Source organism: Rhodospirillales bacterium (assembly GCA_023898765.1).
GTDB lineage: Bacteria > Pseudomonadota > Alphaproteobacteria > Micavibrionales > Micavibrionaceae.
This window is the reverse complement of sequence record CP060238.1, coordinates 974,499-997,941: the sequence shown is the minus strand read 5'-3', so window position 1 is coordinate 997,941 and position 23,443 is coordinate 974,499. Positions and strand designations below refer to the sequence as shown.

Below are 23,443 nucleotides of genomic sequence, written 5' to 3'. Positions count from 1 at the left end.
AATTTTAAAACTTCGAAATGATATACCACTGCCCGCCGTTCGACACGACCGTAATGGCTTTATATTGCGCGTTTAAAGGCTGGTTAAAACCGTCCGGCCCGCTGCCGCCCTGCTCGCTCACCGTAATGACATTGGCAGACGTGTCCGTCTTTTTAATCGTAATCGTTCGTCCGATAGCCTCGGAAGCATTGGCCGGCGGAAGGCGCGCTTCCAATGCACCGCCAAAGGAAGACAGTAAATAGGTATCCACGGCCATATCAATATCGTAAACACCGCTCCCGTCAAAAAAGCGCGTATTGCCCGGCGCGCGGTTGGACGAAATAACGAACCACTCCGCGCCGTTCGAAATCATCTGGACAAAATCATTTTCCGCGCCCAGATAATAGCTCTTTCCATCCGGCCCGCTGCCGCCATCCTCATTGATCGTAATCACGTTGCCGGAGCTATCCGTCTTTTTAATCACCATCATGACCCCTGCGGCACCGGAGGCCGCAGGAAGTTCGACCGTCAATGCCCCGCCAAAAGAAGACACCAGATGCACAGAGTGCGATAAATCCAGCGTCACAGTGCCGCTGGTGTCAATAAACTCCGTATCATAGCGCTGAAGCGTGGCGTTCATATCCACAACGCTCGTTTTTTGCAGGTGGTTTTTATCGGGATACCCGGCATTGAAAGCCGTATACGCACCGCCGGACAAATCCCAGATTGCCGCACCGTCACTGGCCGAAAGAAGATTGTAAACCGCCGTTTCGACCGAACCGGATTCCAGTTTGACATTCGGCACAAGGTTGTCGCTTTCCGCATAAGGATTTATCAAAAGCGTTTTGTTCGATCCCGCCCCGATAATAAAACACCCCTGCGCCGTGCCTTTGACATTGGCCTCACAATCGATCAGGGAATTATTAAAGGAGCCGTGTTCAACATAAAACCCTGCGCCCGTAATATCCGCGCCCAGGGAATAAACCCGGCAATTGTAAAATTTGTTTGCATTGGGCGTATCCCCCGCGCCGGATTTTGTCAGATGAAATCCGTTCACGGCAGGACGCTCTACCAGAACATTGATAAAACTGTTCCAGTAACAGGGTTTGTTGACGTCCGTGTATCCGTCAAGCTGCACACCCGTGTTCGGCGTTACAATCGTGACGCCGGATACGGACACCTGAACGCACGGGCGGTCCCGGCCGAAAAGTTTAATGCCCACATCGCCGTTTTCAATACGCAGATTGGAAATGCGCGCGTAATCCGCCGGGACTTCAATCGCGTTAAAGCTGTTATCCTGACATTTCAGGACAGATGTGGAACCGGCGCCGGTTAAAGACTGACGTTCGCCGACGGTGATCGGTCCCGTGATAAAATAGGTTCCCTCCGGCAGGTAAACGCTGTCGTAGGCCGTCAAAGCCTTTTGAATAGCCAGTGTATCGTCGCTCAACCCGTCTCCCGCCGCGCCAAAATCCTTCACGGAAATGCTGTCGGAAAATTTATCGTGAGAGGTGCGCGTGACCGCGCCTGTGCCGGACGCCGTAAAGTCCGGGGCCGCCATGGCCCCTTCCAGAGATACCGCCACAGGATCTCCGTTCCCGTCAAAGCCCAGCGCCTTGTTGGCCCGGAGACTCCGGTCCGGCATTTCCACATTGCCCGGCGTCTCGTGATCGCCGTAGCGCAGCATGGGAGACAAGCTCCTGTCCAGTTGCTGCAGACTGGCGGTCAGATAATCCAGTTCATTGTTAATCGCGGCGGCGGAAAAATCCCCGCCCTCCAGAAAGTCGGTAACGCGTTCCAAAGGCAGTATGCGCTTCAGCGTAATGACGATCCCGCTTGCGGGGGCGCTATCGAAGGTTACGCTTCCGCCGGACGTTTCTCCGGCGCCGGAGACGTCAAACCCGCTCGTTTGGGATGCCCCGTCAAAATAAACTTTTAAATCCCCACCCGAAAAAACCGGGAAAGGGTAATCGAAAACGGTCTGCGTCCCGTTGGCGACGTAACGCACAAGCGGAGCGACCGCAGGCATTTTAATATGCTCGGTTGTCATGAAATATATCCTGTTTTTATATTAAAAAAAGTTAAAAGGCGCCGAATAGCCGGCCAAGGAATGTCTCGCGTCCGTACGAACGTCCTGCGATACTCTCCTCCAGATCCTGTCTGGCTTTAAGCTGTGTCCGCTGAAGAACGTTCAAACGACGCTGCTGCTCCAGGTTTTGATCGATCGCATTTAAACGCAACCGATCCAGCTTTTCCCTTTGAGAGCGATCCTCTTCCGACTCGTCGAAAAGCCCGAGCAAAACAGCCTGGGCAGACCCGCTGCTTCCTGTTTCGATCCCGCTGGAACCGAAGCGAGCACGCTGGCGCGCCACAGAACGTTTGAGCGCCTGACGGCGGCGGGACTCCGCTTCCGCCGCTTCCGCCGCTATACGTTCCCGATCCAAAGCCGCCTCTTCCTGCGACTTTGCCAGAGCCTCGTTCTGGCGCGCCTGAAGCTGGCGCAAGGCCAGATTGTTATCCGCCCGTAAAGCGCTTTGCCTAAGCTCTTCCGGACGGCTTCCTATACCCAGTACATCCGTCGCCGTTCGCGCGACACTTGTCGCAAGATTCAGACCCTGAACGGCAGGCGCAATGGCACTGGCCGCATTTGTAAGTCCTGCCATTTTTTTCTCCTTCGTTAATCGTTTATTTTGAGTTCCGTTGTCACAGATAAAAGGGTGAAAGGGAGAGGAAGGGACTGCTCGATTTCCCAAAGGGAATCCGCTCCGTCCTTTTGCCAGCCCAGCGCCCGGACACGCACGTCTCCGCTTACGGACGGCGGCGGCGAATCCAGAATGGCGTCTTCACCGAATTGCTTCAGGGAAACATCCTGAAACCCCCGTCCGACGTTCAGCCTTAAGCCCTGCGTCTCACGCAACCGGAAAATGGCTTCGATCATGCGGGTTTTACGTCCGCCCCCTCCCCCCTCAGCCACAGAAGGCGGAAGAGGTTTGATGATATGCGTATAAGAAAGGCCGATTTCAAGGCGGCTGGCCGGCTCGTCCAGCGTCACGCTGCCCCCGGTCACGGTTTTATCCGTCTGCGGCGTTCCATCCGCAATAATGGAAACGCTTGCCCCTTCCAGATGATCCAGACCGGACCATGTTGTTTTGGGCGTAGCAGACTCTCCCGTCAAAGCGGAATCCAGATTCAGACCTTCTTCAAAACGTTCGATAAGATAAATCTCTTCACGCTTGACCAGCAGATAAACATCGTCTCCGACAACGCAAACCGCACGGACCTCTCCGGCTGTTTCATGCAAGGTCCAGGCGGCAACCTGCTCAGCCCTGTACACGGTCAGCGTGGCAAACTTCCCGTCCTCGCGCACAAGAAACAAAAGGCGGCGGATAGCGTCAAAATCCTGATCGACCGGTTCTTCTATAATATGGCGGGACAAAAGCGCCAGATCGGTCGCCTGATAAGCCTGCTCCACATCCGTATATAAAAACTCGCGAATTTCCCTTTTGTTCCGCGCGACAAACAGCGTCGCTCCATCGACCGTTACGGGCGGAATATACCGCTCGACAACAGAGCCGACCCTCGTCTGCCTGTTTAACTGCACCGTCTCCGGCGTCAACGGATCCCCCGTTACCATCCATTCCGCGCCGGAAGTAAAAACCTGCAAATGCCGCCCGGAAAAGATACCGCGAATGGCATTCACCTGATCGGACAAAATGGAAAATTCAATTGACTCGTCATCCAGCCCCGTCCCCAAATCAAAATTAAAAAGATCACCGCTGCGGGAAAACCACAAACGGTTAGGCAAATCGCGCGAACCGCCAATGACCAGACGATCCTGATGGAACGCGACCGAAACCGGCCAGCCGCGCACAGGGCTAAAAGCCTGTTCCTGCCAGTCGATGGTGGCGTCCGTTCCACTCAAATCTTCAATAACATTCACACTGACCACGGTTGGAGAGTTATAGCTTGTAACCTCAACTTCCTTCCCGCCAACCCGCAGGCGCGTACCGGCATGCAGCGGTGCAAAAACATCCTCCGACGCCGTCAGCGTAATGGTTCCGCTAACCCCGCTCGGAGTTACCGTGACCTCGCTCTGCGCAAATTTATAAAAGGGCTGCTGAATGACGTTCCCTTCCGTGAAGAAACTCCATTCCTCCAGAGAAAAAACACCGCTCCCGCTGCGTGTAAATTTTTTGGGCGGGTAATCCGGATGAACGAGAAGAAGCGTATCGGCGCTTTGCGTCCAGACGACCTGATGAATTTCACTCAACGGCCAGGGAGCCGCAAGCGTCGCAACCTTGGCGCCGGCTTCATACACATCGATTTGCCCCGCCGTAAGAACCAGAAGATAGGTTTGCTGCGTATTGAATTCAAACGCGACAAGGCGCCCGTCTCCTGCGGCCATATCCACATAAGAGAGCCCGGCACGGCGCGTCACGCCGCCGGTCGGGAAAATAAACAAATTGCGCAAGGTCAGCGCGCCGTTTTCATAGGCGCGCAGATCTCCCCGCCCCAAAAGCTCCGGCGAAACCTCACCGGCCGTAAAATTCGTTTTGACTTGTCTGATGCGTGTCATGGTTTTTCCTTATATTTGAAGACACAAAAAAACCGCCTCACAAGAGGCGGGCACATGGGTTTATAGGCCGATCTACGATCTGCTAATCCTGAAATCCGTTTGAAGAAGCACAAATATACATGTTAAAGTTTTTTCCATGAAAAAAACCTTTCTTCTTTCGGGCCTTATACTCCTCGTTTCTTTAGCTGCCGGGGGCGCTTTTATATTTCATGAAGACAAAATAATTTTTCCTTATGAAATAGAGAATGTAGAGAAACGGCTAAAGCTCATTCACAAGAGAATGAAAAAATATGAACCGGATAGTTTTGCGCAAGGCATAAACTATTTTTATCTGGCTGAAATCTACGCCGATCCTGAAACAGAATATTACGACATCAAAAAAGCGGAGCGCTATTATTTCAGAGGATATATAGCTGAATTTCAACTTTTGCTCAAAGCAAAACAATGTGTTTCTTTTTTTGAAAATAAACCTCATTTTCCGGTGTCCTTTGACACATGGAAACCTACTTCCACTGATGAAGCTGTTTTATCCCAAGTGATAGATTTTTGCAGCCTATCTAATGAAGATCTGTTTCAAATAGCCGAAGATTTTGAAACGGATGGGGGCCGCTTTTTAACAGACCGCATAATTGCCCTGCAGATCTATAAGCATATCAGGATGAAACAATACCTAAAGACTCCAGTCTCTCCTCAAGAAGAAGTTCAAAAAGAAAAAGTACAAAAAAAAGTACAGGAGTTGGAAACCAATCAGTAGTTTATGCGCCTGCGCAGCCTAACATCTTTCTTTCCGATTTTATATCGTTGATATTTTTTTAATATCTGTGCAAAAATTCTTCCATGAGAAAAACAATTCTTTTTTTAGGAAGTATAGGCCTACTGGCTTTGGCTGGCATGTACCCCGTCAATCAAGATGAAAAGGGAAATCAAAATGCCTTACCTCTCAATATCACATGCCCAGCCTTCATAGTTTTTTCCCCTTCTTCCTTTCTCGAATGGATCATGGATAGCTCTGCCCTCAGGTTCATGGTTGGAGAGGAATATATTTCCTGTACAATAAAAAAATTGATGGAAAGAGAAAAAAGAGAAGACGAAAAAATATACTTGGATTCAACACTCCTCATTCATGCAGGACGCCCTGATCTCGCAGCGCACTTTCTTGACCGCCTTGTTTCACGTGGTAATTTTCTTGCTGCGAAAGAATTGGCAGCCCTTTACGATGAAGGAAATGGCGTACCACAAGATAAGAAAAAAGCTGAATCTCTTTTACAACAAGTGCGAGCAGAAACAAATAATTAAACTTATCTCTTTACCCTTCCTCTCCTTCCATGCATTTTCGATAACCTGCTTCTTTTTCATCGCTATCTTTTTCCGCTTCTTTAAGAAGAGCCTTTGTATATTCAACATTGGAAACGGCTTCGGAAGATTCGCTGTAAGTTTGCTGCCACACATGATAAGCTTCCTCGAATTCAGCAAGAGCCTTTTCTGCCTCACTTTCTTTATCAGAAAATGCTTTTATGATTTTTCTTGCTATAACCCTTATAAAACGCCCTATTGGTGTTATACTAACCATAATCGTAACGGGTGCTCTTTTAGAAATCTCCACTACATGATCCGCTGCATTATTCATGCTTTCTCTTTTCGAGGCCAGTGCTTCAATTGTTTTCTCCAGCTTTTCTTCAATCACTTTAACAACGGCAATAGAATTTTGCCAAATCCCATATAGTTCGCTACAATCTGGTTTTTCTTTCGGTGGTTCCGGTTTTCGGCCCGGCCTGGGCGGCGTTTCCGGTTTTTCTTCGGGTGAATCTTCCGGCTCTTCCTCGCCCTTTGACTGTAATTGCCGCTGACGGACCCAGTCATGAACGATAGTTTCTTCCTGTGCCCGTGTCATAGAAACGGCCGCATCCTGCTTTTGCCTTAACTTTTGTACAAGGGCGGCCTCCGTCTCCCCGCCGGGCGCCAGCCAACCATCTTCTTTGAGGTCATTATCGCGCTGAAAATCTCTAATCCCATTTTCCAGTGTGCGTGTAATTATCCCAAGCGGACGGCTCATATAGTCGCGTTCCCGTTTTTCTTCTGCAGCCAAATGTCCGGTTTCCTCGAGACCCGTGCGTACGCGGCGTACATCTTCTTCCTCATTATCCATGCCATTCCCTACCGGAGCGCCAATAAAACCGCCAAACAGCTTTTTGAAGAACATAGATTACCTCACATCTATCAGCGTGAAATTCTCGATCCTGTTGGGGCTGTCCTGCTGCGCATCTATCTGCCGCGCGCGGGCGAACTCTTTCTCCGCCAGACGGTAAAGCGCTTCGGCGCGGGAGGTATTCTCCGTCACCGGAATGGTAAATTCCGCCGCCAGCCGGGCGATCAGAGCCGCGTCGAAATAAGGGGGAAACTCCTCTTCTTCGGGACGAAAAATATAGCTCAAAACGATTTCTTCCGAATCCGTGTGAACCGTCCCGCGCGATATGCGGTAATTTACGCCGCGCCCGCGCCCGCCGCTTCCGGCGGAAATCGCGCGCAAATAATCGTTCGGGAGCTGGAAAGAATTTTGGTAGTCCGCTTCCGGCGGAACGCTCAGTTTTGTCAAAGAGACCTGTCCGCTGGCAAACGTCCAGGGATAGGAAGACAACAGCGCATCCCGCGTCGGCGCGAAAAGGGCGCCTGCAATTTCAGATTCCGCGCTCCCGTCGTCAAAAGAGGTAATCGGCGCCGCCCCGATACGGATCAGCGCACGGCTGCATAGGCCTACATCGTTCAAAGCCATTGTAAAATTCCTTTTATCTTGAATAAAAAAAGGCCGGTTCCCGGGTCGAAATCAATCGCCGGGAACCGGCCCGCATCGCATACGGACAAAAAAACAGGCGGCCTGCCTTGCCTGGCAGGGCGAGCGCCAGAGGAAAGGGGAATGGCGCTTCAAAGCCGCTCTTTTGTCACATCAGGGGGGTGCGCTCTTTTTAAGCGTAGAGCGCAACAGTGACAGCGCCGCCTGTAATATCCGTCACGATATAAAATTTCGTAACAGGCGTTCCGTCCGTATCGACGTTGGCGATGATGAGGTCGTTGACGTTCATCATATCCGCCGCATTATCGAAGTAATTTGCTGTGGTAACAGCGCTATCCACGCTCTTGTAGTGCCACAGCGTGAAGTTGTTGGCATACGCCAATACACTTAGGTCTGAGAGTGTTAAAGCCATTGCTTTTCTCCTTTTGTTTTATGCTGTGGGTTAAACAGGCGTTTCATCACAATTAATCGTCACGACACCGCTATCGTCTACCAGACAAGCGCCCTGGCTCATCATGTTGTTGACGAAATGCGCGGCGCGATCGCCATGCCAGGTAATGTCCGTTTGAACATCGCTACCGGAAGCATGACCTATGGCCGTTTTGTGATAATAGAAACAGGACCGGACGCCGCCGCCGTCAACCGGCAAACCGGAATGCGGAATCCAGATCGTGCCCAGCCATTCTTTCGCTTGCGTGGCATTTGAATAAGGAAGCTGGCCATCACCGATATAATTGGCATTCACAAACTCTTCAATCTGGAGAAGATCGCTCCACTGCTTCCAGCCGATAACCGCGAAACGCTGCGCGTCGTCCGGAACATCCGTGTCGCCAAATATCTCAAATGCTTCAAGCACTTTGTCTTTGGTCAAGCCGGTTCCGGCATCCGCGATGATATTTGCGGAGGCCGCCGCCAATCCATCAATAATAAGCTCATCCGTTTTGCGGCCAAGCGCGCCCGCGCCGGCACTCGCAATCACCTGACGCTCATTGTGCTGGACTTTCAGTTCATCAAGCCGGTCCACCCAGTCACCCGCGTAAAAATCCGCGAGCGTGCATTCAACATTGGAATGCGCCAGATTCATCACCGGCACCATGCCGTGTGTTGATTTTGTCGAAGCGGTGCCCTTGCCAACCTTTTGAAAGGTGGTGGAGGCCCCTTTGACATCACTAATGGTGCGCACCGTATTCCGCAATCTGGAACCCTGGCGCTGGTAGGCTTCGTGCACTTCGCGTTCGAACTGCTTTATAAAAGCCTGGTCAATGCTAACAGCCATGACATTTTACCTCTTTGTTAAGTTAGGGGGAAAAGAATTGCCGGAAAGTAGGGGTTGTCCGAAAAAGGGCCGTAAAAACCGGAAAGTGCCCGAAAGGGCTTAAGGGGCAAAACAGACTGTTTTGTTCTCCCATAAAAAACCCGAACAGGTCTTTGCCTTAAGTCACAAGACGCAATTCGGGTGTTGATATTCTTTTTATAGGAATAAATTCCTTGATTGTCAAGAAAATAATTCAGAAAAAAGAATAAACGTTTGAAAAAACGGTTAATGTGTGATTATATGGAAATACTTAAAATTGTTAACAGGATTGTCGCGAAACATGCTTTCTCATATAGTGAACTTTATGCGCCTTAAAATAACCAGTGACGAAGATAAAAACCGGCGGAAGTCCCCGCGCCGCAAAGTGGACAGCTGCGTCGGCGTTCTGGACGGCAAAACCTATCCCATCGAGGACTGGAGCGACGGCGGAGTCCTGCTGACCGGAAACGATAAGCTTTTCGGCATGGATGAAAACAAGAGCATCACGCTGAAGTTCAAACTTTCGGAAAGGATTGTCTCTGTCCAGCACCACGGAAAAGTTATCCGCAAAGCCAAAGACAAGTTTGCCATCCAGTTTGATCCCCTGACCCGAAAAATCGCGAACCAATTCCAACAGGTGGTAGACGATTACATCGCGCAGGAATTTGCGGCGTCACAGGCCTAAAAATCCTATAAAAAAAACGTCATCCCCTTGGCACGCCGCGCAAGCGGCGTTTGCACAAAGGGGATCCACATGCGAGAGCAGCCTTGCTGCTCTCTTCATTTCTGGACCCCCGCCGTATGTATCCGGCTACGCCGGATCGCGGGGGTGACAATATGTGCCCTAGTTCCCGTAAACTTTCTGGAAGCCTTCGGTCACTTTTTTAATAAAGGACGGGTCCTGATCGCGCCAGTATTTCGGATCGCGCATCATAGCCTGCAACTCCAGCTCTCCTTCCCCGCCGGAAGCCGCATCCGCCCCCGTTGAAATAGAAGGCTCCTCCCCCTTCATCATACGGAAAAGCGCCATGACTCCTTCATAGGAACTGGCAAGCGTATCCAGTACATCTTCGGGCAGGTTCTTTTTCCCAAAAATCAGAAGCTGGTGAGAGACTTCTTTCCATTTTTCTTCGCCGCCGAATTTATCCACCAGCTTTTCCAGCTCGCGATCCGCCTGATAATCCGCAGACATATCAATAATCATCGGCACCATTGTTTCTGCGGCCAGGTCATAAACAAACTGGACCTGATCCTGCGTAAAACCTTTTTCGTGAAGCGCTTTATTAATGTTCACGTCCGGTTCAAAAAGGCCGTGAGAGCAATCCACTTTGTAGTCCTCCGGCGTTTTAGGCGCACTGGGCATACCGGAAAGCTTTTTCTCAAGCTCGCCATAAGATTTTACAAGCGCCTCCGTACGTATCTCTCCCGTCTCCGGGTCCTTGAACTTGTCCGGCACATTGTTTTCTAAAAAATTCTCGGTCATTTTTACATTCTCCTTTTTTGAAATTAACCTTTACGCCCACGATCAATGAGCCTTAAAATTGTTGCGACCATCGCACGTTGACCTTCCATGTAACGAAGCTGATCCTCCGGGGTGCCTGCCCCCTGAACCCGCTGAAACGTCATGACCTGAAGCCATGCCAGGACTTTTTTCCCGTCTTCGCTTGAAAACAGGCGTGCGAAAGATCTCTCGATTTCTTTTTGTTCCATGCAGGAAATCTGATGGGTATAAACCATGCTTTTTTCAGCTTCCTGCATGGGAAGTTTCGATCTAAATAACATTTTCTAACTCCTCTTCGGTAACAGGTGGAATAACAGGGGAAGCGGAAAGCTCCTTACGGATCAAATCGCTCGGCACACCCAGCGCATCGCCTAAAAAGCGGGCTGCACGCGGCAAATCGACAGATACCAACGCCTCGGGCCCCATAGAAATCACAGAATCAATCCATGTGAGGGTGTTTTGAATACTCCGCAACCCCTGCGCCCGTGCAAGCGGCGCACGATAGTCAAGCTCGACGTAACGCCCGTCCAGAATAATATCCGGAATTTCGCCCCGCCGGCGCAAAATGGAAAAAGCGCGCCGGATAAGCGGCGTAAGAAGCTCCGATTGCAAACGCCCGTACGTCGCCCCCAAAAGAAGGGCCATCTCGGAAGAGCGTTCCAGAACTTCCGTTGCGCTCATTCTCGGGCCAGAAATATTTCCGAGTTTATCGGTCAATAGCGCGTGGCGAATCCGTGCGCGCAGATCTTCCAGCACCAGTTGCGACACGTCGAAACGTCCCGGCATATCCAGGGGCTTGAGGCCGTCAGACCCAACAGCCTTGGGAATAATTGCGCCCGGCACCAGTTCGATATTGGCAGGATTCAAAACGCCGTCATCGTCCGCCTGCCAGATACCGGTGGCCGCAATAGATGCGTTTTTAAGAATCAGTTCCACGACCTTGTTGGCCGTTTTGATATCCGGCAGAGTCTTCATAACCGGCGAACGTCCGTAAATCTCGCCCGGAGATTTCATCCAGCGGAACGAAATAACCGGGGAACCTGAAAAGCGGCCTGTTCCCAGAAGATAGGGGCTGCCTTTCTCCATAAGAAGGGCGGTATAATTATAAGCGCCCTCATCCGGCAAAATACTCTCCAGCACATCGAAACGCGCCTGAGGATCTTTTTCGCCCTCGCGCAAAATATCCAGTGGCAGTTCCGCGGCCGGATACCGCGCGCGAAGCTGATCCAGCGTCAGGGAAAGCTGACGAAAAGACCCGTCCAGAAAACCGTTTTTCCCCTCTTCCAGCACAACATCGCTTAAAGGAATGGCCGTGAACTTAAAGGCTGAAAAAGCCCCCGGCGCGGCTTCTTCCAGATAGAGTGTCGCGGTGCCGCCGACAACAAGATCCAGATAGCATTGATGAATCTCGACACTAAAATTGGAACGGTCGAAATGCGCCTGAATGGTTTTTGCCGCTTCTTCCAGAACAGGGGCAAGCGCTTCGGCTTCCTCTGCGTTTAAGTCGGGACCGGGTTTAAACCCGAACCACTGTGTCCAGGGCGGTGTCAAATTCCCGAGCAGACTGGCGGCCAGTTGATCGACCGCATCCAGAGCCGTGCCATCGTAAAGACGATCCGTTCTGCTATTCCCCGGACGCTGAATATGCGTAAAATCGCCGCGCTGGGGCAAAGCATAATCGTAACATTCCTGCCAGTGGCTCTCCCATCCGTCACGGCGGGTTTTTGCGCGGCGAAACCGCTCTATCAGAGCGCTGAAATCCTGATCTTCCGTCCGGATTTGTGAAATTTGTGCCATATCCATTTTTATTCTCCCAGCAATGTTTTTTGATGACCGGACTCGTTAACCCGCCCAAGCACCCCGCGAAAACCGGTCAGGATTGTTCCAAGTTTTCCACGATTTCGGCGCAAAAGATTCTTGCGGCGCAATTCCGTGCGCTGCTCTTCTTCGCTTGGCTCTGCCTGTGTGTTTTCCACCGCCGATACGGACGTTGTTTCCGGCGCCGCGACGGCCTGCGGTACATAGACGACGGAAGTTTGTACGGCCCTTGGGGCCTTGGGTGGCTTGCTTATGCTGCCCATGATGAATCTCCTTTTTCTAAATATTTGTAAAGTTGCCACGGCGTCAGAATGAAGCGCCGGTGAATACCCAAAATCCGTTTTACGGCCTCCACGCAGGTAAAAAGCATAAGCGGCGCCGGTTTTTTAAGGGGCCGCCGGAGAGGCGCAAAAACAGGCTTCAGCCCCCTCGATTCAAGCCATGCAGGCAAATCGAAATCCGGCGGGACGTGGTGGTGAATGGCCACCTCCGTAAAATGTGAAAGCGGGTCCACACTGCTCCAGCGCTCTCCGTCATTTAAAAGGACATAGCAATGACGAAAGCCGGGCCGTAAAAATTTAAGCCATAAAAATTCTGTTTGCCCGCTAAAGACAACCCATGCTTTTTGCGAAACACCCTCTTCCGACAGACTGCTCATATTTCCATCCTTTCCTGATAATGCCCCCCTTGATAAACCGTTGCGCCGTGCGACCAGAATTTATTGGGATGAGGGGCGCAGAGCGTTTTGGCGCGCACAATGCCCTTGCGAACCAGAATCGGCTCGATACGTTCCAGGGCTTCCTGCCATAGATGATAGGCGCGCACTTCCTTTACGCGGCGCGGATCCGGAACCATCTGGCGGCGTCCGTAATGACGCAGCACCATCAGATGGTCCATCAAAAGCCTGCGGCTGCGGTGAAGCCGGTTTAAAACGTTCAAAATATCGGACGGCTCGCAAGGACGTATCACAAGCCCCATACCGGCGGTAAACCGCGCCCCGTCATTGCGGGCGGCCTGTGCCTGGATAAACCAGAACCACGCCTCGGCGGCGCTTTCAAACGGGGTGGTTTCCTGATCCGCTTGCGAAGAAAGCGTGTCCTTGTCCTGTTGATTCATTTTTGGAGGTTCCTGTTTTTAGATAAATTTGTTCCCTTTATGTTCTCCTTTATGCTAGAGTTAAAATCCAGAGTCAAGAAAAAAATAGGAATTTTTTCTTATTTACAGACGGGCGTAGGAATGTAAGCCTATAAAAAGGTCGTCATTTCGCTTTATTTTTGCACAAGGCATGAGAAGCGAAGTGTACAAATCCGTACATGAGCGACGAATAACGATGTGCAAAGATAAATGGAAATGACGAGATGCTGACCCACGAAAACATATGGCGCGCGATTGACCGCCTGGCAGACAGTTTCGGTTATTCCCCCTCCGGTCTGGCCAAGCAATCGGGCCTTGATGCAACCTCTTTTAACAAGAGCAAACGGATCAGCCCGGACGGCAAGCCCAGATGGCCTTCGACCGAAAGCATCTCGCGTATTTTGCTCGCCACCGGCGCCACGATGTCGGATTTTCTGTCCCTCGTCGACAGCGAGGATCATCTTGAAAAAGCAGGTCCGGAGCCTTTCAATGCGATTCCCGTGATCGGCCTTGCACAGGCCGGCCGTAAAGGTTATTTCGATGAAGACGGCCTGCCGGCCGGAGACGCATGGGACGAAGTGCGCTTTCCCGAATTTGATACGAACAGCGGCAAACATATTTATGCGCTGGAGGTCAGCGGCGATTCAATGGCCCCGCTTTACCGCAAAGGAGATATTCTGGTGATCTCCCCGAACGCCCCCTTGCGGCGCGGCGACAGGATTGTGGTGAGAACCGTTGAAGGCGAGGTCATGGTAAAGGAATTACGCCGCAAAACAAGCAAACGGTTTGAGCTTAAATCCCTGAACCCCGCCCACGAAGACTGCGCGCTCTCCACGGATGAAATAGACTGGTTCGGCCGCGTGATCTGGGTCAGCCAGTAGGCACCAGTTTCGCCAGAATACAATCTACTGTTAGTTCACCGCTCTCTTGAGACACACCAAGAAATCGAACCGTATCGCCTAACGTTACCTGAACGCCCGGCTGTTGATTAAATTGTTTCACAAGCATTTCAGGCAATTTGGCAATCTTGGGATTAGCATCTGTTGGCGCGGTAATCCTGACACCAATACGTGTAGCGTCCGAATGAAAATCTCTCATTACACTGTTGATAGCCTCGTTTACATCCGCTGGTGAACAGGGAGAACCCAAATAAGCTTCTGTAACTTTTTCCAGCTTGTCTATTTCAGCTCTATCCATAAAAAGAGAAACCAAAATGCCCTCGTAAACAGTTCCCTCGTTACCCATGACCTACCCCTTTTATGCATTCCGCTACAGTCAATCATGGACAGAAAACCACGATTTTATAGTTATGTCAAATATTTTCTTTGTGGAAGCCTCTGTGTTCTCCATGTAGTGTGGTAAAAACTTACGGAGAAAGATAATGGATAAAAAACAGATTGCCGCCGAGTCTGCCAAAATCCTGCTGGACACAAAATCGGTCCTGTTTAACGCGGAGGAACCCTTTCGGTACGCTTCGGGAAATGTCGGCCCTGTCTATATTGACTGCCGCCGCCTGCTTTCTTTCCCCGATGCGCGCTCCCGTCTCATGGATTTTGGGAGCAGCCTGTTAAAAGACCTTGATATTGATATCGTGGCAGGGGCCGAAACGGCCGGCATTCCTTATGGCGCTTTTATCGCGGAACGCCTGAACAAGCCCATGATTTACGTGCGCAAAAAAGCCAAAGGCCATGGCCGCATGAGCCAGATTGAAGGGCATCTTGAAGAAGGGAGCCACCCGCGCGTCCTTCTGGTGGAAGACTTGCAAAATTTCGGCGCCAGCAAACAGGTTTTTGTCGATGCCCTGCGCAATGCGGGAACGATCGTCGAAAATTTCTTTGTTGTCTTCGATTACGGCATCCGTCCGGAAGTTATAAAAGAAAATGAAGAAATGGGGCTGACCCTTCATAATCTGGCCAACTGGTGGGATGTTTTAAGCGTGGCCAAAAAAGAAAATTATTTTGACCCTGCCACCCTCAACTCTGTTGAACTTTATCTGGGCAACTCCGAAGAATGGGCGAAAAAAAGAGCATGAACGCCCTGCCGAAAATCACGTTCTTCGCCGCGCAAACAAAAGAGGCGCAGGCCGCCCGCAAACAGCTTGAAAAAAAATATGGTGGCTGCTCTCTGGAAGAATCCGACACGGTCGTTGTCCTGGGAGGAGACGGCACGATGCTTGAGGCGCTTCACAAAACATACGATACAGGCAAACCCGTTTTCGGAATGAATTTCGGCTCGGTCGGTTTTTTGATGAACCCGTACGCGCCGGACGACCTTCATGAGCGGCTTTCGAACGCAAGCCGCGTCGATATTCATCCTTTACGCATGTGCGCAACCGATCAGGAAGGTGACTTAAAAGAAGCGCTGGCCTTTAACGAAGTATCCCTTCTCCGCCAGACCCGCCAGACGGCAAAAATAAAAATTTCGGTTGATGATGTCGAACGCATTCCCAAGCTGGTTTGCGATGGCATCCTGCTTTCGACGCCGGCCGGAAGCACGGCCTACAACCTGTCGGCGGACGGTCCGATTTTGCCGCTGGGCGCCAATGTCATGGCCCTCACGCCGATCAGCGCCTTTCGCCCCCGCCGCTGGCGCGGCGCGCTTTTGCCACACCATGCCAATGTAAAGTTTGATATTCTGGAACCCGACAAAAGACCCGTCAGCGTAACCGCAGACTCCACAGAATTCCGAAACATCAGGACCGTCAGCATGCACCAGTCAAGAGAGATTCGCTGCACACTCCTGTTCGATCCGGATCAGCACCTTGAAGAACGCATTCTAAAAGAACAGTTCTTGCCCTAGGCTTTTCGCGGTTTTGATGAAGACGCTTTAACCGAGCGCAGTTTCCGCTCCGCCGCAAGTTCGTTTTCAATCATCCCCAAATCTTCCATGATTTTTTCGTTCACGGCGCCGTCTTCGATAATCCCCGTTTGCGGAATCAGGCCGAGTCGTTTTGCGATTTCCTGATAGCCTTCCACAAGGTCCCCTATATCCTGACGAAAACGGTCCTTGTCCAGTTTTTCTCCTGTTTTTTCATCCCAGAGACGGCAGTTATCGGGCGAAATTTCGTCAGCCAAAATAATATAAAGCTCGTCATTCTCGCCCCAGAGCCGGCCGAATTCGAGCTTGAAATCGACAAGCTTCAGGCCGATGGCCGAAAACAGGCCGCTTAAAAAATCGTTCACGCGGAAAGCCTGCCCGATGATCTCTTCCAGTTCATAGGGATCGGCCCACCCCAGCGTGACAATGTGGTTTTCGCTGACCATCGGATCGTCCAGTTCGTCTTTTTTATAGAAAAACTCAATCAATGGCTGCGGCAATATTGTCCCTTCCTTAAGTCCCAGACGCTTGGTCAGGGAACCGGTCGCCACATTCCGCACAACAACTTCCAATGGAATAATCTCCACTTCCCGTACAAGCTGCTCACGCATGTTCAGCGCTTTGAGAAAGTGGGTCGGTATCCCCATCCCTTCCAGTTTGGTCATAATATGGGAAGATATCCGGTTGTTCAGGACCCCTTTCCCTGCGATCTGCGCAAATTTCTTGCCGTTGAACGCTGTTGCATCGTCCTTGAAATACTGGATTAAAGTCCCGGCTTCCGGCCCTTCATAAATGATTTTGGCCTTGCCTTCATAAATCTGTCTACGCTTGTTCATTCAAACCACCTGTTTTTTTTGTACACTTCATATAACAATGGATTTCATATCTTTCAAATGTTACAAATCAAAACGGGTCATTTGTAAACATAATTAGAGAAAATCCGATGGACAAAATGGACGAGCGGGAATCCGCATTTGAGAGTAAATTCGCCCACGATGAAGCCCTCCTGTTCAAGGCGGAGGCGCGCTGCTGCAAGCTTTTCGGGCTTTGGCTTGCGGAGAAAATGGGCATGAGCGCCGAAGAGGCCAAAGCCTACGCCGGGACGGTTGTGTCCGCCAACCTCGAAGAATCGGGCTTTGACGATGTCAAGCGGGCCGTAAAACCGGATATTGAAGCCAAAGGTCTGGATATTTCCGATCATATTCTGGACTCCAAGCTGGAAGAACTCTTTGCAGAGGCTAAAAAGCAAATCCTGTCCGAAACGGGCGCCTAAATGGGCATGGACGCCAAAATGATCAAAGAGATGATTCTGGATGGCGTGCCGGAAGCACAGGTCAAAATAGAAGATTTGCGCGGCGACGGGGAACATTACGCCGCCTATGTCACCTCCCCGGCTTTCAGGGACCTTTCGCGTGTAAAACAACACCAGATGGTTTATGCAGCCCTGAAGGGAAAAATGGGGGACGAACTCCACGCTCTCGCCATCCGGACTTCTGCGTCTTAGACATCGATAATTGTTGTGCCCTCCCCGTTCCATTGCTATAAACCGGGGCAAAAGGAACCACTCATGGAAAATGTGATTTTTGACCGTATCCGCAGGGAAATTTCCGAAAACGACGTTGTTCTCTACATGAAAGGGACGGCCGCTTTTCCCCAATGCGGTTTTTCATCGGCCGTGGTCCAGATTCTCTCGCAGCTCGGCACACCTTTTAAAGACTTCAACGTTCTGGAAGACAGCACTCTCCGGCAGGGCATTAAGGATTTCACGGACTGGCCGACCATCCCGCAGCTTTACGTGAAGGGGGAATTCGTCGGCGGCTGTGACATTGTCCGGGAAATGTATGAAACGGGCGAGCTGCAAAAGCTCCTGTCCGATAAAGGCATTGCCGCGAACGCGGACGCCGCCTGATCTTCACATTCTTGGTAACTTCACATTCTTGGTAACTTCCCGTCCCGGTAAACGCTGCAGGACTGAATAAGGCCGAATCCGACCATCACAGCCAGCATGGAGGTTCCTCCGTAAGACACCAGCGGAAGAGGCGCGCCGACGACAGGGATAAGCCCCATCACCATCGCCGTGTTGATAAACACATAGAGCGAGAAATTAACGGTCAGGCCAAAGGCCAGAAGACGCCCGTAAGCATGGCGGCAACGCATGGCAATGCGAATTCCGTAGCCGAGTATGACCCCGACGACCAGCAGCAGGAACACGCCGCCGAGCAGGCCCCATTCCTCCGCCCAGAGGGTAAAGATAAAGTCCGTTTGTTTTTCCGGCAGGAAATTCAGGTGACTCTGCGTCCCTTTCATAAAACCTTTTCCTTCAATGCCCCCGGACCCAAGGGCAATTTTAGACTGCATAATGTGATACCCGGACCCCAGCGGATCCGATTCCGGATTTAAAAAAGTCAGAACACGCTTTTTTTGGTATTCGTGCATGAACATCCACCCGATGGGCGCAGCAGCCACGGCGGCCACGCCGCCTATGATAAAATACATCAACGGCGCACCGGCCAGAAACAGCATCGCAATCCCCGCCATAACGATCATCAGGGATGTTCCCAGATCGGGCTGCAAAAGGACAAGCCCGACAGGCGCCAGAATCAGAAGCGCCGCCGGGACCAGAAAACGGATATGGCGCATGTCCTCTATAGAAGCCATATGAAAATATTTTGCCAGCGCCATCACAACGGCGATTTTCATGAACTCGGAAGGCTGGATCTGGATAAACCCGAGATTGATCCAGCGCTGCGCCCCCATGCCGATATGGCCCATACCCTCCACAATGACGAGCAGGAAAAGTCCCGCGAAGTAAACGGGATAAGCCAGCCGGTACCACCAGCGAATATCAATGAACGCCACCACAAGCAAAACGATAAAACCGGCCGAAAAACGGATAATCTGGCGGGAAGCCCAGGGTTCGAAACTTCCGTTTCCTGCAGAATAAAGGGCAACAAAACCCATACAGGCCAGAAGGACAATCGCCCCCAAAAAACCCCAGCTGATCTGTGAAATTTTATGAAGAAAAGAGGAGTCGTCATGTATTTTTACGGAAGACCTAACCATTGTTTTCCTCTCCGTCGGAAGCAGGATTTCTGATCTGCGTCCTCAATAAAAGGTCACGCGCAATAGGCGCTGCAACGGCGCTGCCGCCCCCGCCATGCTCGACGACAACGGAGCAAACATAACGCGGGTTTTCGATGGGCGCGTAGCCGACAAAAAGGGCATGATGCTGGAAGTGCCACGGCAATGTCTCGTTTTTGATCCCCCGGCGCCGTTCTTCACGTGTAATCCGTTTGACCTGCGCCGTTCCGGTTTTTCCGCCCATCTCCATCCCCTGCTCTGTAATGCGCGCTGCATAAGCGGTCCCTTCCCGCCTGTTCACAACCCCGTCCATTCCGCGCTTTATCAACTTAAGATGTGCAGGATCAATATTCAAACTCTCCTGCTTTCCTTCACTCTGCGAAGGAGGCGTCACAAGCCAGGGCTTGACCCTCTGCCCGCCATTTATCAGGCGTCCCGTCATAACGGCAAGCTGGAGAGGTGTTGAGAGCAGATAGCCCTGACCGATACTGGCGACGATTGTTTCACCCGGCTGCCAGGATTCTCCAAAGCGGGCAAGTTTCCATTTTTTATCAGGGATCAGGCCCGGCCGTTCCTCGGAAAGTTCAAAATCAATCTTTTGTCCCAGCCCGAGCCGGTGCGCCATTTCGGCAATTTTTTCAATCCCCAGATCCGTTGACAGTTTATAAAAAAACGTATCGCAGGATTGCATAAGGGCTCCCACCAAATCGACAGACCCATGCCCCGTCCTTTTCCAGCAATGAAAACGGTCCTTCCCGTATTCATAATGTCCCGGGCAAAAAACACGGGTCCCGGCATGGATAACACCTGCCTCCAAAGCCGCCAGCGCTGTGACCATTTTAAAAGTGGACCCCGGAGGATACTGTCCTGCAATCGCTTTATTTGTCAGAGGATGGGTACTCTCCGCCAGAAGTTCTTCCCAGTTTTCAGCGCTGATCCCCCGTGTAAACAAATTAGGATCGAAACCGGGGTGAGAACAGGATGCATAAAGCGCGCCGCTATGGGCATCCATAATGACGGCGCTGCTGCTGCGCGTTTCAGACAGGCGTTGCTGCGTATAGCGTTGAAGCTCCGCGTCAATGGACAGCGAAATCCGCTCTCCTTGTTTTTCCTCATTATTCTTCAATTCACGCACTTCGCGGCCAATGACATTCACTTCCATTTCCGAAGTCCCCGATGTCCCGCGGAGTCTTGTGTCGTAAGCCTTTTCGATACCGGTTTTCCCGATTCGAAATCCCGGCAGGGTGAAAACGGGATCTCCTGTAAGTTCGGCTTTATTGACCGCGCCGACATATCCGACGATATGAGCCGTTGCCTCCTTGAAAGGATAGTTTCGAATTTCACCGGCCTCGGTGCTGATACCGGGCAGATCGACAAGATTAACTTCTATCTTCGCAACATCTTCCCAACTTAGGTCGTCCCTCACCTCCAAAGGAACGAAACCGGCAGACTTTTTTGCTTGGGATAAAACTTTTTGGATCGATTTTTCATCCAGATCTATCACCGCGCTTAACTTTTGAAGCACTTTGGAAATATCGTCTATTTGCTCGGGGACAATCAAAACCCTGAAATTCTGGTTATTGACGGCCAGCGGTACGCCAAACCGGTCTACAATCTGCCCTCTGGAAGGCGCAATCATTTTGACATTGATACGGTTGTTTTCAGACAAAATCTTGTAATGTCCCCCCTGCACGACCTGAAGCCATGCCAGCCGTCCCCCCAATACGGACAGAAAAAGCCCCTGCGCCGCGCCTATTATAAAAGCCCGGCGGGTAAATGTTTTTGCACGATCGTCCCCTTTATCCATAGCGGCCAGAATAATGCGGCTTCCTTCGCTAGGCCAGAGACTTGTGAAGATGCGGCAAAAGCCTGTGAACAGAAATAAAGAGCAGGCTCATAAGCGGGAAAATTAAAATACTGACGCCCGCTTCCATCAAGGCCGGCCATAGGGAAGAAAGGGAACGGCTTACAATGGAAAAAAAGCTCCATTGGACGAAAACGACCAGAAAGGCCGTCACCATAAAACCGGCCCATAGCATCAGGAAAGACTGCCCCATCAGGAAAAGCCGCTGGGAGCGGACAAGCCATTGCGCCGCGACAAAGAGAAATGCATTCAGCCCAAGGGGGAATCCGGACAAAATATCCATAGCCAGCCCGATCACAAAAACAAACGCCGAGGGCATGAGCGTCGGCCTGTAAACGGCCCAGTAAAAAACGGCCATCAGAAAGAAAAGGGGGCGCACCTCTCCCATATAAGGAAAAGGAAAACTGACAAAATTTAGAAAAACAAGACAAAAGGTCAGGACATGCGCCAAAGCCAGCCGCCACAAAAAATCCAGACGTTCAAAAGAAAAAAAATCAAACATAAACAGTCAAAAACATCGGCCTAATCTTCGGGGCCGATGCGCCCGCGGCGAAGATTGGGATCCAGAGGCGCATCCAGAACACGAACATAGGTGACACGGTCCATATCCGCAAAGGGGCGTACATAAGGCAAGCCGTCCTCTCCGATACTCACTTCCCCGACAGGAAGGCCCGGCGGGAAAAGGCCGCCATGACCGGATGTGACAATCCTGATCCCTTCACGCATCGGCATATCCGGCGGCAAATGCGTAAGCGTCGGAAAACGGCGGTTTGTGCCGGTTAATATCGCCCTTTGCCGCGTCCCCTCCATCAGGACAGGCACGCGGGAGTTAAAATCGGATAACAGCAAAACACGGGACGCCTTTTCTCCGGTTTCAATAATCCGGCCCAAAAGCCCCTCTCCGGACAATACGGCTCCGCCTTTTTCAACTCCGGCCTCACGCCCTGCGGCAATCAAAACCGTTTTGACATACGCCCTGCCGGAATCGGAAATCACCCTGGCGGAAACAAAATTATGATGCGCCTCCACTTGCAAATTAAGGAGAGCCTGCAAAGACTGGTTTTCCGCCTGCAAAACCAACGCTGTCTGATACCACTCTTTAAGACGGGCATTCTCGGCTTCAAGCCGGGCATTTTCAGCCCGCAATTCCGCCATTCCCGAAACATTCCCCACAAAATCGGCAGCATTGATGAAAGGCTGGCTCAGGGCCGTTAAAAGAGGAGAAAGGAGATCGACAGCCCCTACCCGCGCCCCGGAAAAAGTACCGGGACGCACAAAGGAAACGGCCAGCAGGAAAGTTGCAAGCAACAGAAAAAAGAGAGAACCGCTCCTTAGCCAGAAAAAGCCATAAGGAACCAGACGGGCAAAAACCTTTGATTTTGTTCTACGTTTCACATGAACAATTTAACGGAAAACGACACGTCCCGCAATGGAAGCGCTATAAAGAATAAACAGGAAAACACAGCGTTATGAAGTAAAGCGGGTTCTTGTGACCTAATAAGAACCGATCAGGACGGTTTTGAGCGTTCTCATTTCTTCCATCGCATGCCCGGTTCCCAGCGCCACACAAGAAAGCGGATCATCTCCGATGGTCACGGCCAGCCCCGTTGCATGGCGCAGGACATAATCCAGATTCGTCAAAAGCGCCCCGCCGCCTGTGAGCACAATGCCTTTTTCGACAATATCGGCGGCCAGTTCAGGCGCCGTATGTTCCAGCGCGACCTTCACGGCTTCGATGATCTGTCCGACAGGCTCGGCCAAAGCCTCGGCGATCTGGCGCTCCGTAATAACGATTTCCTTCGGAACGCCGTTCATCAGATCGCGTCCCTTGATCTCCATTTCGCGGCCCTCCCCGTCTGCCGGAGGGCAAGCCGACCCGACCTCTTTTTTAATGCGCTCGGCCGTACTCTCCCCGATCAAAAGATTATGAACGCGTCTGATATAGGCGATAATCGCCTCGTCCATTTTATCGCCCCCGACCCGGGCGGATTTGGCATAAACGATCCCGCCCAGGGAAATCACCGCCACTTCCGTCGTGCCCCCGCCGATATCCACAACCATGGAACCCGTCGGCTCCGTCACGGGGAGTCCTGCGCCAATGGCTGCCGCCATCGGTTCTTCAATCAGATAAACCTCGCTGGCCCCCGCGCTTTCTGCAGATTCCTGAATGGCCCGCCGCTCCACGGCCGTTGAGCCGGAAGGCACGCAAATCACCATTTTAGGAGACACAAAAGAGCGCCTGTTATGCACCTTGCGGATGAAATGCTTAATCATCGCTTCCGTAACGTCAAAATCCGCAATCACCCCGTCGCGCAAAGGCCGCGTGGCCACAATATTTCCCGGCGTCCGGCCCAGCATCTGCTTGGCTTCGTTTCCTACGGCAAGAACCTGCTTTTTCCCGGCATGCATGGAAATGGCAACCACGGAAGGCTCGTTCAGGACAATGCCCTGATCGCGCACGTAGACAAGCGTATTCGCTGTCCCCAGGTCAATGGCCATATCGGCAGACATAAAGCCGAAGAGCTTGGAAAACATAGGTTAGGCAATCCTTTATCGTTTGTTGTTTCCTAATTTATCGAACTGCTGATCTA

29 protein-coding genes are annotated in these 23,443 nt (G+C 51.5%); 9 read left to right on the top strand and 20 right to left on the bottom strand.

Annotated elements, in window-relative coordinates; all coding sequences use genetic code 11:
• Positions 1-4: 4 nt before the first annotated feature.
• The 3 genes from H6853_04835 to H6853_04825 are packed head-to-tail and all read right to left on the bottom strand — an operon-like array spanning position 5 to position 4,555.
• Positions 5-2,029 (bottom strand): hypothetical protein, encoded by a 2,025-nt coding sequence (locus H6853_04835; GenBank protein ID USO02878.1) that lies wholly within the window; start codon positions 2,027-2,029, stop codon positions 5-7.
• Positions 2,030-2,060: 31 nt separating this feature from the next.
• Entirely contained in the window at positions 2,061-2,642 is a 582-nt protein-coding gene (locus H6853_04830; protein ID USO02877.1) for a transporter, read from the bottom strand.
• Between the two features lie 14 nt (positions 2,643-2,656).
• Positions 2,657-4,555, bottom strand: a complete 1,899-nt coding sequence (locus H6853_04825; GenBank protein ID USO02876.1) for a hypothetical protein — start codon at positions 4,553-4,555, stop codon at positions 2,657-2,659.
• A gap of 136 nt (positions 4,556-4,691) precedes the next feature.
• Here H6853_04825 and H6853_04820 point away from each other — a divergent pair, with 136 nt between their 5' ends.
• Positions 4,692-5,309 carry a hypothetical protein gene (locus H6853_04820; GenBank protein USO02875.1) on the top strand — a complete coding sequence of 206 codons (618 nt, stop codon included), beginning with the start codon at positions 4,692-4,694 and terminating at the stop codon, positions 5,307-5,309.
• A gap of 83 nt (positions 5,310-5,392) precedes the next feature.
• Entirely contained in the window at positions 5,393-5,851 is a 459-nt protein-coding gene (locus tag H6853_04815; GenBank protein USO02874.1) for an SEL1-like repeat protein, read from the top strand.
• A 10-nt stretch (positions 5,852-5,861) separates the two neighbouring features.
• Here H6853_04815 and H6853_04810 read toward each other — a convergent pair whose 3' ends face one another.
• From H6853_04810 to H6853_04795, 4 genes are all read right to left on the bottom strand, one after another.
• The gene (locus H6853_04810) at positions 5,862-6,755 is read right to left on the bottom strand and encodes a hypothetical protein (protein ID USO02873.1); all 894 of its coding nucleotides are present in this window, start codon (positions 6,753-6,755) and stop codon (positions 5,862-5,864) included.
• Positions 6,756-6,758: 3 nt separating this feature from the next.
• Complete coding sequence (locus H6853_04805; protein ID USO02872.1) at positions 6,759-7,325, bottom strand: hypothetical protein; 567 nt, start codon at positions 7,323-7,325, stop codon at positions 6,759-6,761.
• Between the two features lie 190 nt (positions 7,326-7,515).
• A complete protein-coding gene (locus H6853_04800; protein ID USO02871.1) occupies positions 7,516-7,755 on the bottom strand; it encodes a hypothetical protein in 240 nt (79 codons plus the stop codon).
• A gap of 30 nt (positions 7,756-7,785) precedes the next feature.
• On the bottom strand, positions 7,786-8,619 hold the full coding sequence (locus H6853_04795; GenBank protein ID USO02870.1) for a hypothetical protein: 834 nt from the start codon (positions 8,617-8,619) through the stop codon (positions 7,786-7,788).
• Positions 8,620-8,938: 319 nt separating this feature from the next.
• On the opposite strand from H6853_04795, the gene H6853_04790 reads away from it, so the two are divergent.
• Positions 8,939-9,322, top strand: a complete 384-nt coding sequence (locus tag H6853_04790) for a PilZ domain-containing protein (protein ID USO02869.1) — start codon at positions 8,939-8,941, stop codon at positions 9,320-9,322.
• A 159-nt stretch (positions 9,323-9,481) separates the two neighbouring features.
• Here the strand turns inward: H6853_04790 and H6853_04785 are convergent, their stop codons facing one another.
• From H6853_04785 to H6853_04760, 6 genes are all read right to left on the bottom strand, one after another.
• Positions 9,482-10,120, bottom strand: coding sequence for a hypothetical protein (locus tag H6853_04785; protein ID USO02868.1), 639 nt, complete (start codon positions 10,118-10,120; stop codon positions 9,482-9,484).
• Between the two features lie 23 nt (positions 10,121-10,143).
• Entirely contained in the window at positions 10,144-10,347 is a 204-nt protein-coding gene (locus tag H6853_04780; protein ID USO04605.1) for a hypothetical protein, read from the bottom strand.
• 61 nt (positions 10,348-10,408) lie between these two features.
• Positions 10,409-11,941 (bottom strand): head-tail connector protein, encoded by a 1,533-nt coding sequence (locus tag H6853_04775; protein ID USO02867.1) that lies wholly within the window; start codon positions 11,939-11,941, stop codon positions 10,409-10,411.
• A gap of 2 nt (positions 11,942-11,943) precedes the next feature.
• The gene (locus H6853_04770; GenBank protein ID USO02866.1) at positions 11,944-12,219 is read right to left on the bottom strand and encodes a hypothetical protein; all 276 of its coding nucleotides are present in this window, start codon (positions 12,217-12,219) and stop codon (positions 11,944-11,946) included.
• The gene (locus H6853_04765; protein USO02865.1) at positions 12,207-12,614 is read right to left on the bottom strand and encodes a hypothetical protein; all 408 of its coding nucleotides are present in this window, start codon (positions 12,612-12,614) and stop codon (positions 12,207-12,209) included. Before H6853_04765 ends, H6853_04770 begins: the two co-directional genes overlap by 13 nt.
• On the bottom strand, positions 12,611-13,072 hold the full coding sequence (locus H6853_04760; protein ID USO02864.1) for a hypothetical protein: 462 nt from the start codon (positions 13,070-13,072) through the stop codon (positions 12,611-12,613). The genes H6853_04765 and H6853_04760 overlap by 4 nt, the downstream gene beginning before the upstream one ends.
• Before the next feature lie 242 nt (positions 13,073-13,314).
• On the opposite strand from H6853_04760, the gene H6853_04755 reads away from it, so the two are divergent.
• Entirely contained in the window at positions 13,315-13,971 is a 657-nt protein-coding gene (locus H6853_04755) for a helix-turn-helix transcriptional regulator (GenBank protein ID USO02863.1), read from the top strand.
• Here H6853_04755 and H6853_04750 read toward each other — a convergent pair.
• Positions 13,961-14,335 carry a hypothetical protein gene (locus H6853_04750; GenBank protein USO02862.1) on the bottom strand — a complete coding sequence of 125 codons (375 nt, stop codon included), beginning with the start codon at positions 14,333-14,335 and terminating at the stop codon, positions 13,961-13,963. The two genes, H6853_04755 and H6853_04750, sit on opposite strands and share 11 nt — an antisense overlap.
• A gap of 136 nt (positions 14,336-14,471) precedes the next feature.
• On the opposite strand from H6853_04750, the gene H6853_04745 reads away from it, so the two are divergent.
• Together H6853_04745 and H6853_04740 are read left to right on the top strand one after the other, a co-directional pair.
• A complete protein-coding gene (locus H6853_04745) occupies positions 14,472-15,122 on the top strand; it encodes an orotate phosphoribosyltransferase (protein USO02861.1) in 651 nt (216 codons plus the stop codon).
• Positions 15,101-15,889: an NAD kinase gene (locus H6853_04740; protein ID USO02860.1), complete on the top strand. Its 789-nt coding sequence runs from the start codon at positions 15,101-15,103 to the stop codon at positions 15,887-15,889. Before H6853_04745 ends, H6853_04740 begins: the two co-directional genes overlap by 22 nt.
• Here H6853_04740 and H6853_04735 read toward each other — a convergent pair.
• Positions 15,886-16,743, bottom strand: coding sequence for a phosphoribosylaminoimidazolesuccinocarboxamide synthase (locus H6853_04735; GenBank protein ID USO02859.1), 858 nt, complete (start codon positions 16,741-16,743; stop codon positions 15,886-15,888). The genes H6853_04740 and H6853_04735 overlap by 4 nt on opposite strands.
• Before the next feature lie 107 nt (positions 16,744-16,850).
• On the opposite strand from H6853_04735, the gene H6853_04730 reads away from it, so the two are divergent.
• From H6853_04730 to grxD, 3 genes are all read left to right on the top strand, one after another.
• Complete coding sequence (locus H6853_04730; protein USO02858.1) at positions 16,851-17,180, top strand: DUF1476 domain-containing protein; 330 nt, start codon at positions 16,851-16,853, stop codon at positions 17,178-17,180.
• On the top strand, positions 17,181-17,411 hold the full coding sequence (locus H6853_04725) for a BolA family transcriptional regulator (GenBank protein USO02857.1): 231 nt from the start codon (positions 17,181-17,183) through the stop codon (positions 17,409-17,411). It begins immediately after the preceding gene.
• Positions 17,412-17,474: 63 nt separating this feature from the next.
• Entirely contained in the window at positions 17,475-17,816 is a 342-nt protein-coding gene (gene grxD / locus H6853_04720; protein ID USO02856.1) for a Grx4 family monothiol glutaredoxin, read from the top strand.
• A gap of 20 nt (positions 17,817-17,836) precedes the next feature.
• Here the strand turns inward: grxD and rodA are convergent, their stop codons facing one another.
• The 5 genes from rodA to H6853_04695 all read right to left on the bottom strand — a co-directional run bounded on the left by rodA (position 17,837) and on the right by H6853_04695 (position 23,387).
• Positions 17,837-18,970 carry a rod shape-determining protein RodA gene (gene rodA / locus H6853_04715; protein USO02855.1) on the bottom strand — a complete coding sequence of 378 codons (1,134 nt, stop codon included), beginning with the start codon at positions 18,968-18,970 and terminating at the stop codon, positions 17,837-17,839.
• The gene (mrdA, locus tag H6853_04710; GenBank protein ID USO02854.1) at positions 18,963-20,795 is read right to left on the bottom strand and encodes a penicillin-binding protein 2; all 1,833 of its coding nucleotides are present in this window, start codon (positions 20,793-20,795) and stop codon (positions 18,963-18,965) included. Before mrdA ends, rodA begins: the two co-directional genes overlap by 8 nt.
• A 28-nt stretch (positions 20,796-20,823) precedes the next feature.
• Positions 20,824-21,354 (bottom strand): rod shape-determining protein MreD, encoded by a 531-nt coding sequence (mreD, locus tag H6853_04705; protein ID USO02853.1) that lies wholly within the window; start codon positions 21,352-21,354, stop codon positions 20,824-20,826.
• Positions 21,355-21,374: 20 nt separating this feature from the next.
• Entirely contained in the window at positions 21,375-22,160 is a 786-nt protein-coding gene (gene mreC, locus H6853_04700) for a rod shape-determining protein MreC (GenBank protein USO02852.1), read from the bottom strand.
• A 186-nt stretch (positions 22,161-22,346) separates the two neighbouring features.
• The gene (locus tag H6853_04695) at positions 22,347-23,387 is read right to left on the bottom strand and encodes a rod shape-determining protein (protein ID USO02851.1); all 1,041 of its coding nucleotides are present in this window, start codon (positions 23,385-23,387) and stop codon (positions 22,347-22,349) included.
• Between the last annotated feature and the right edge of the window lie 56 nt (positions 23,388-23,443).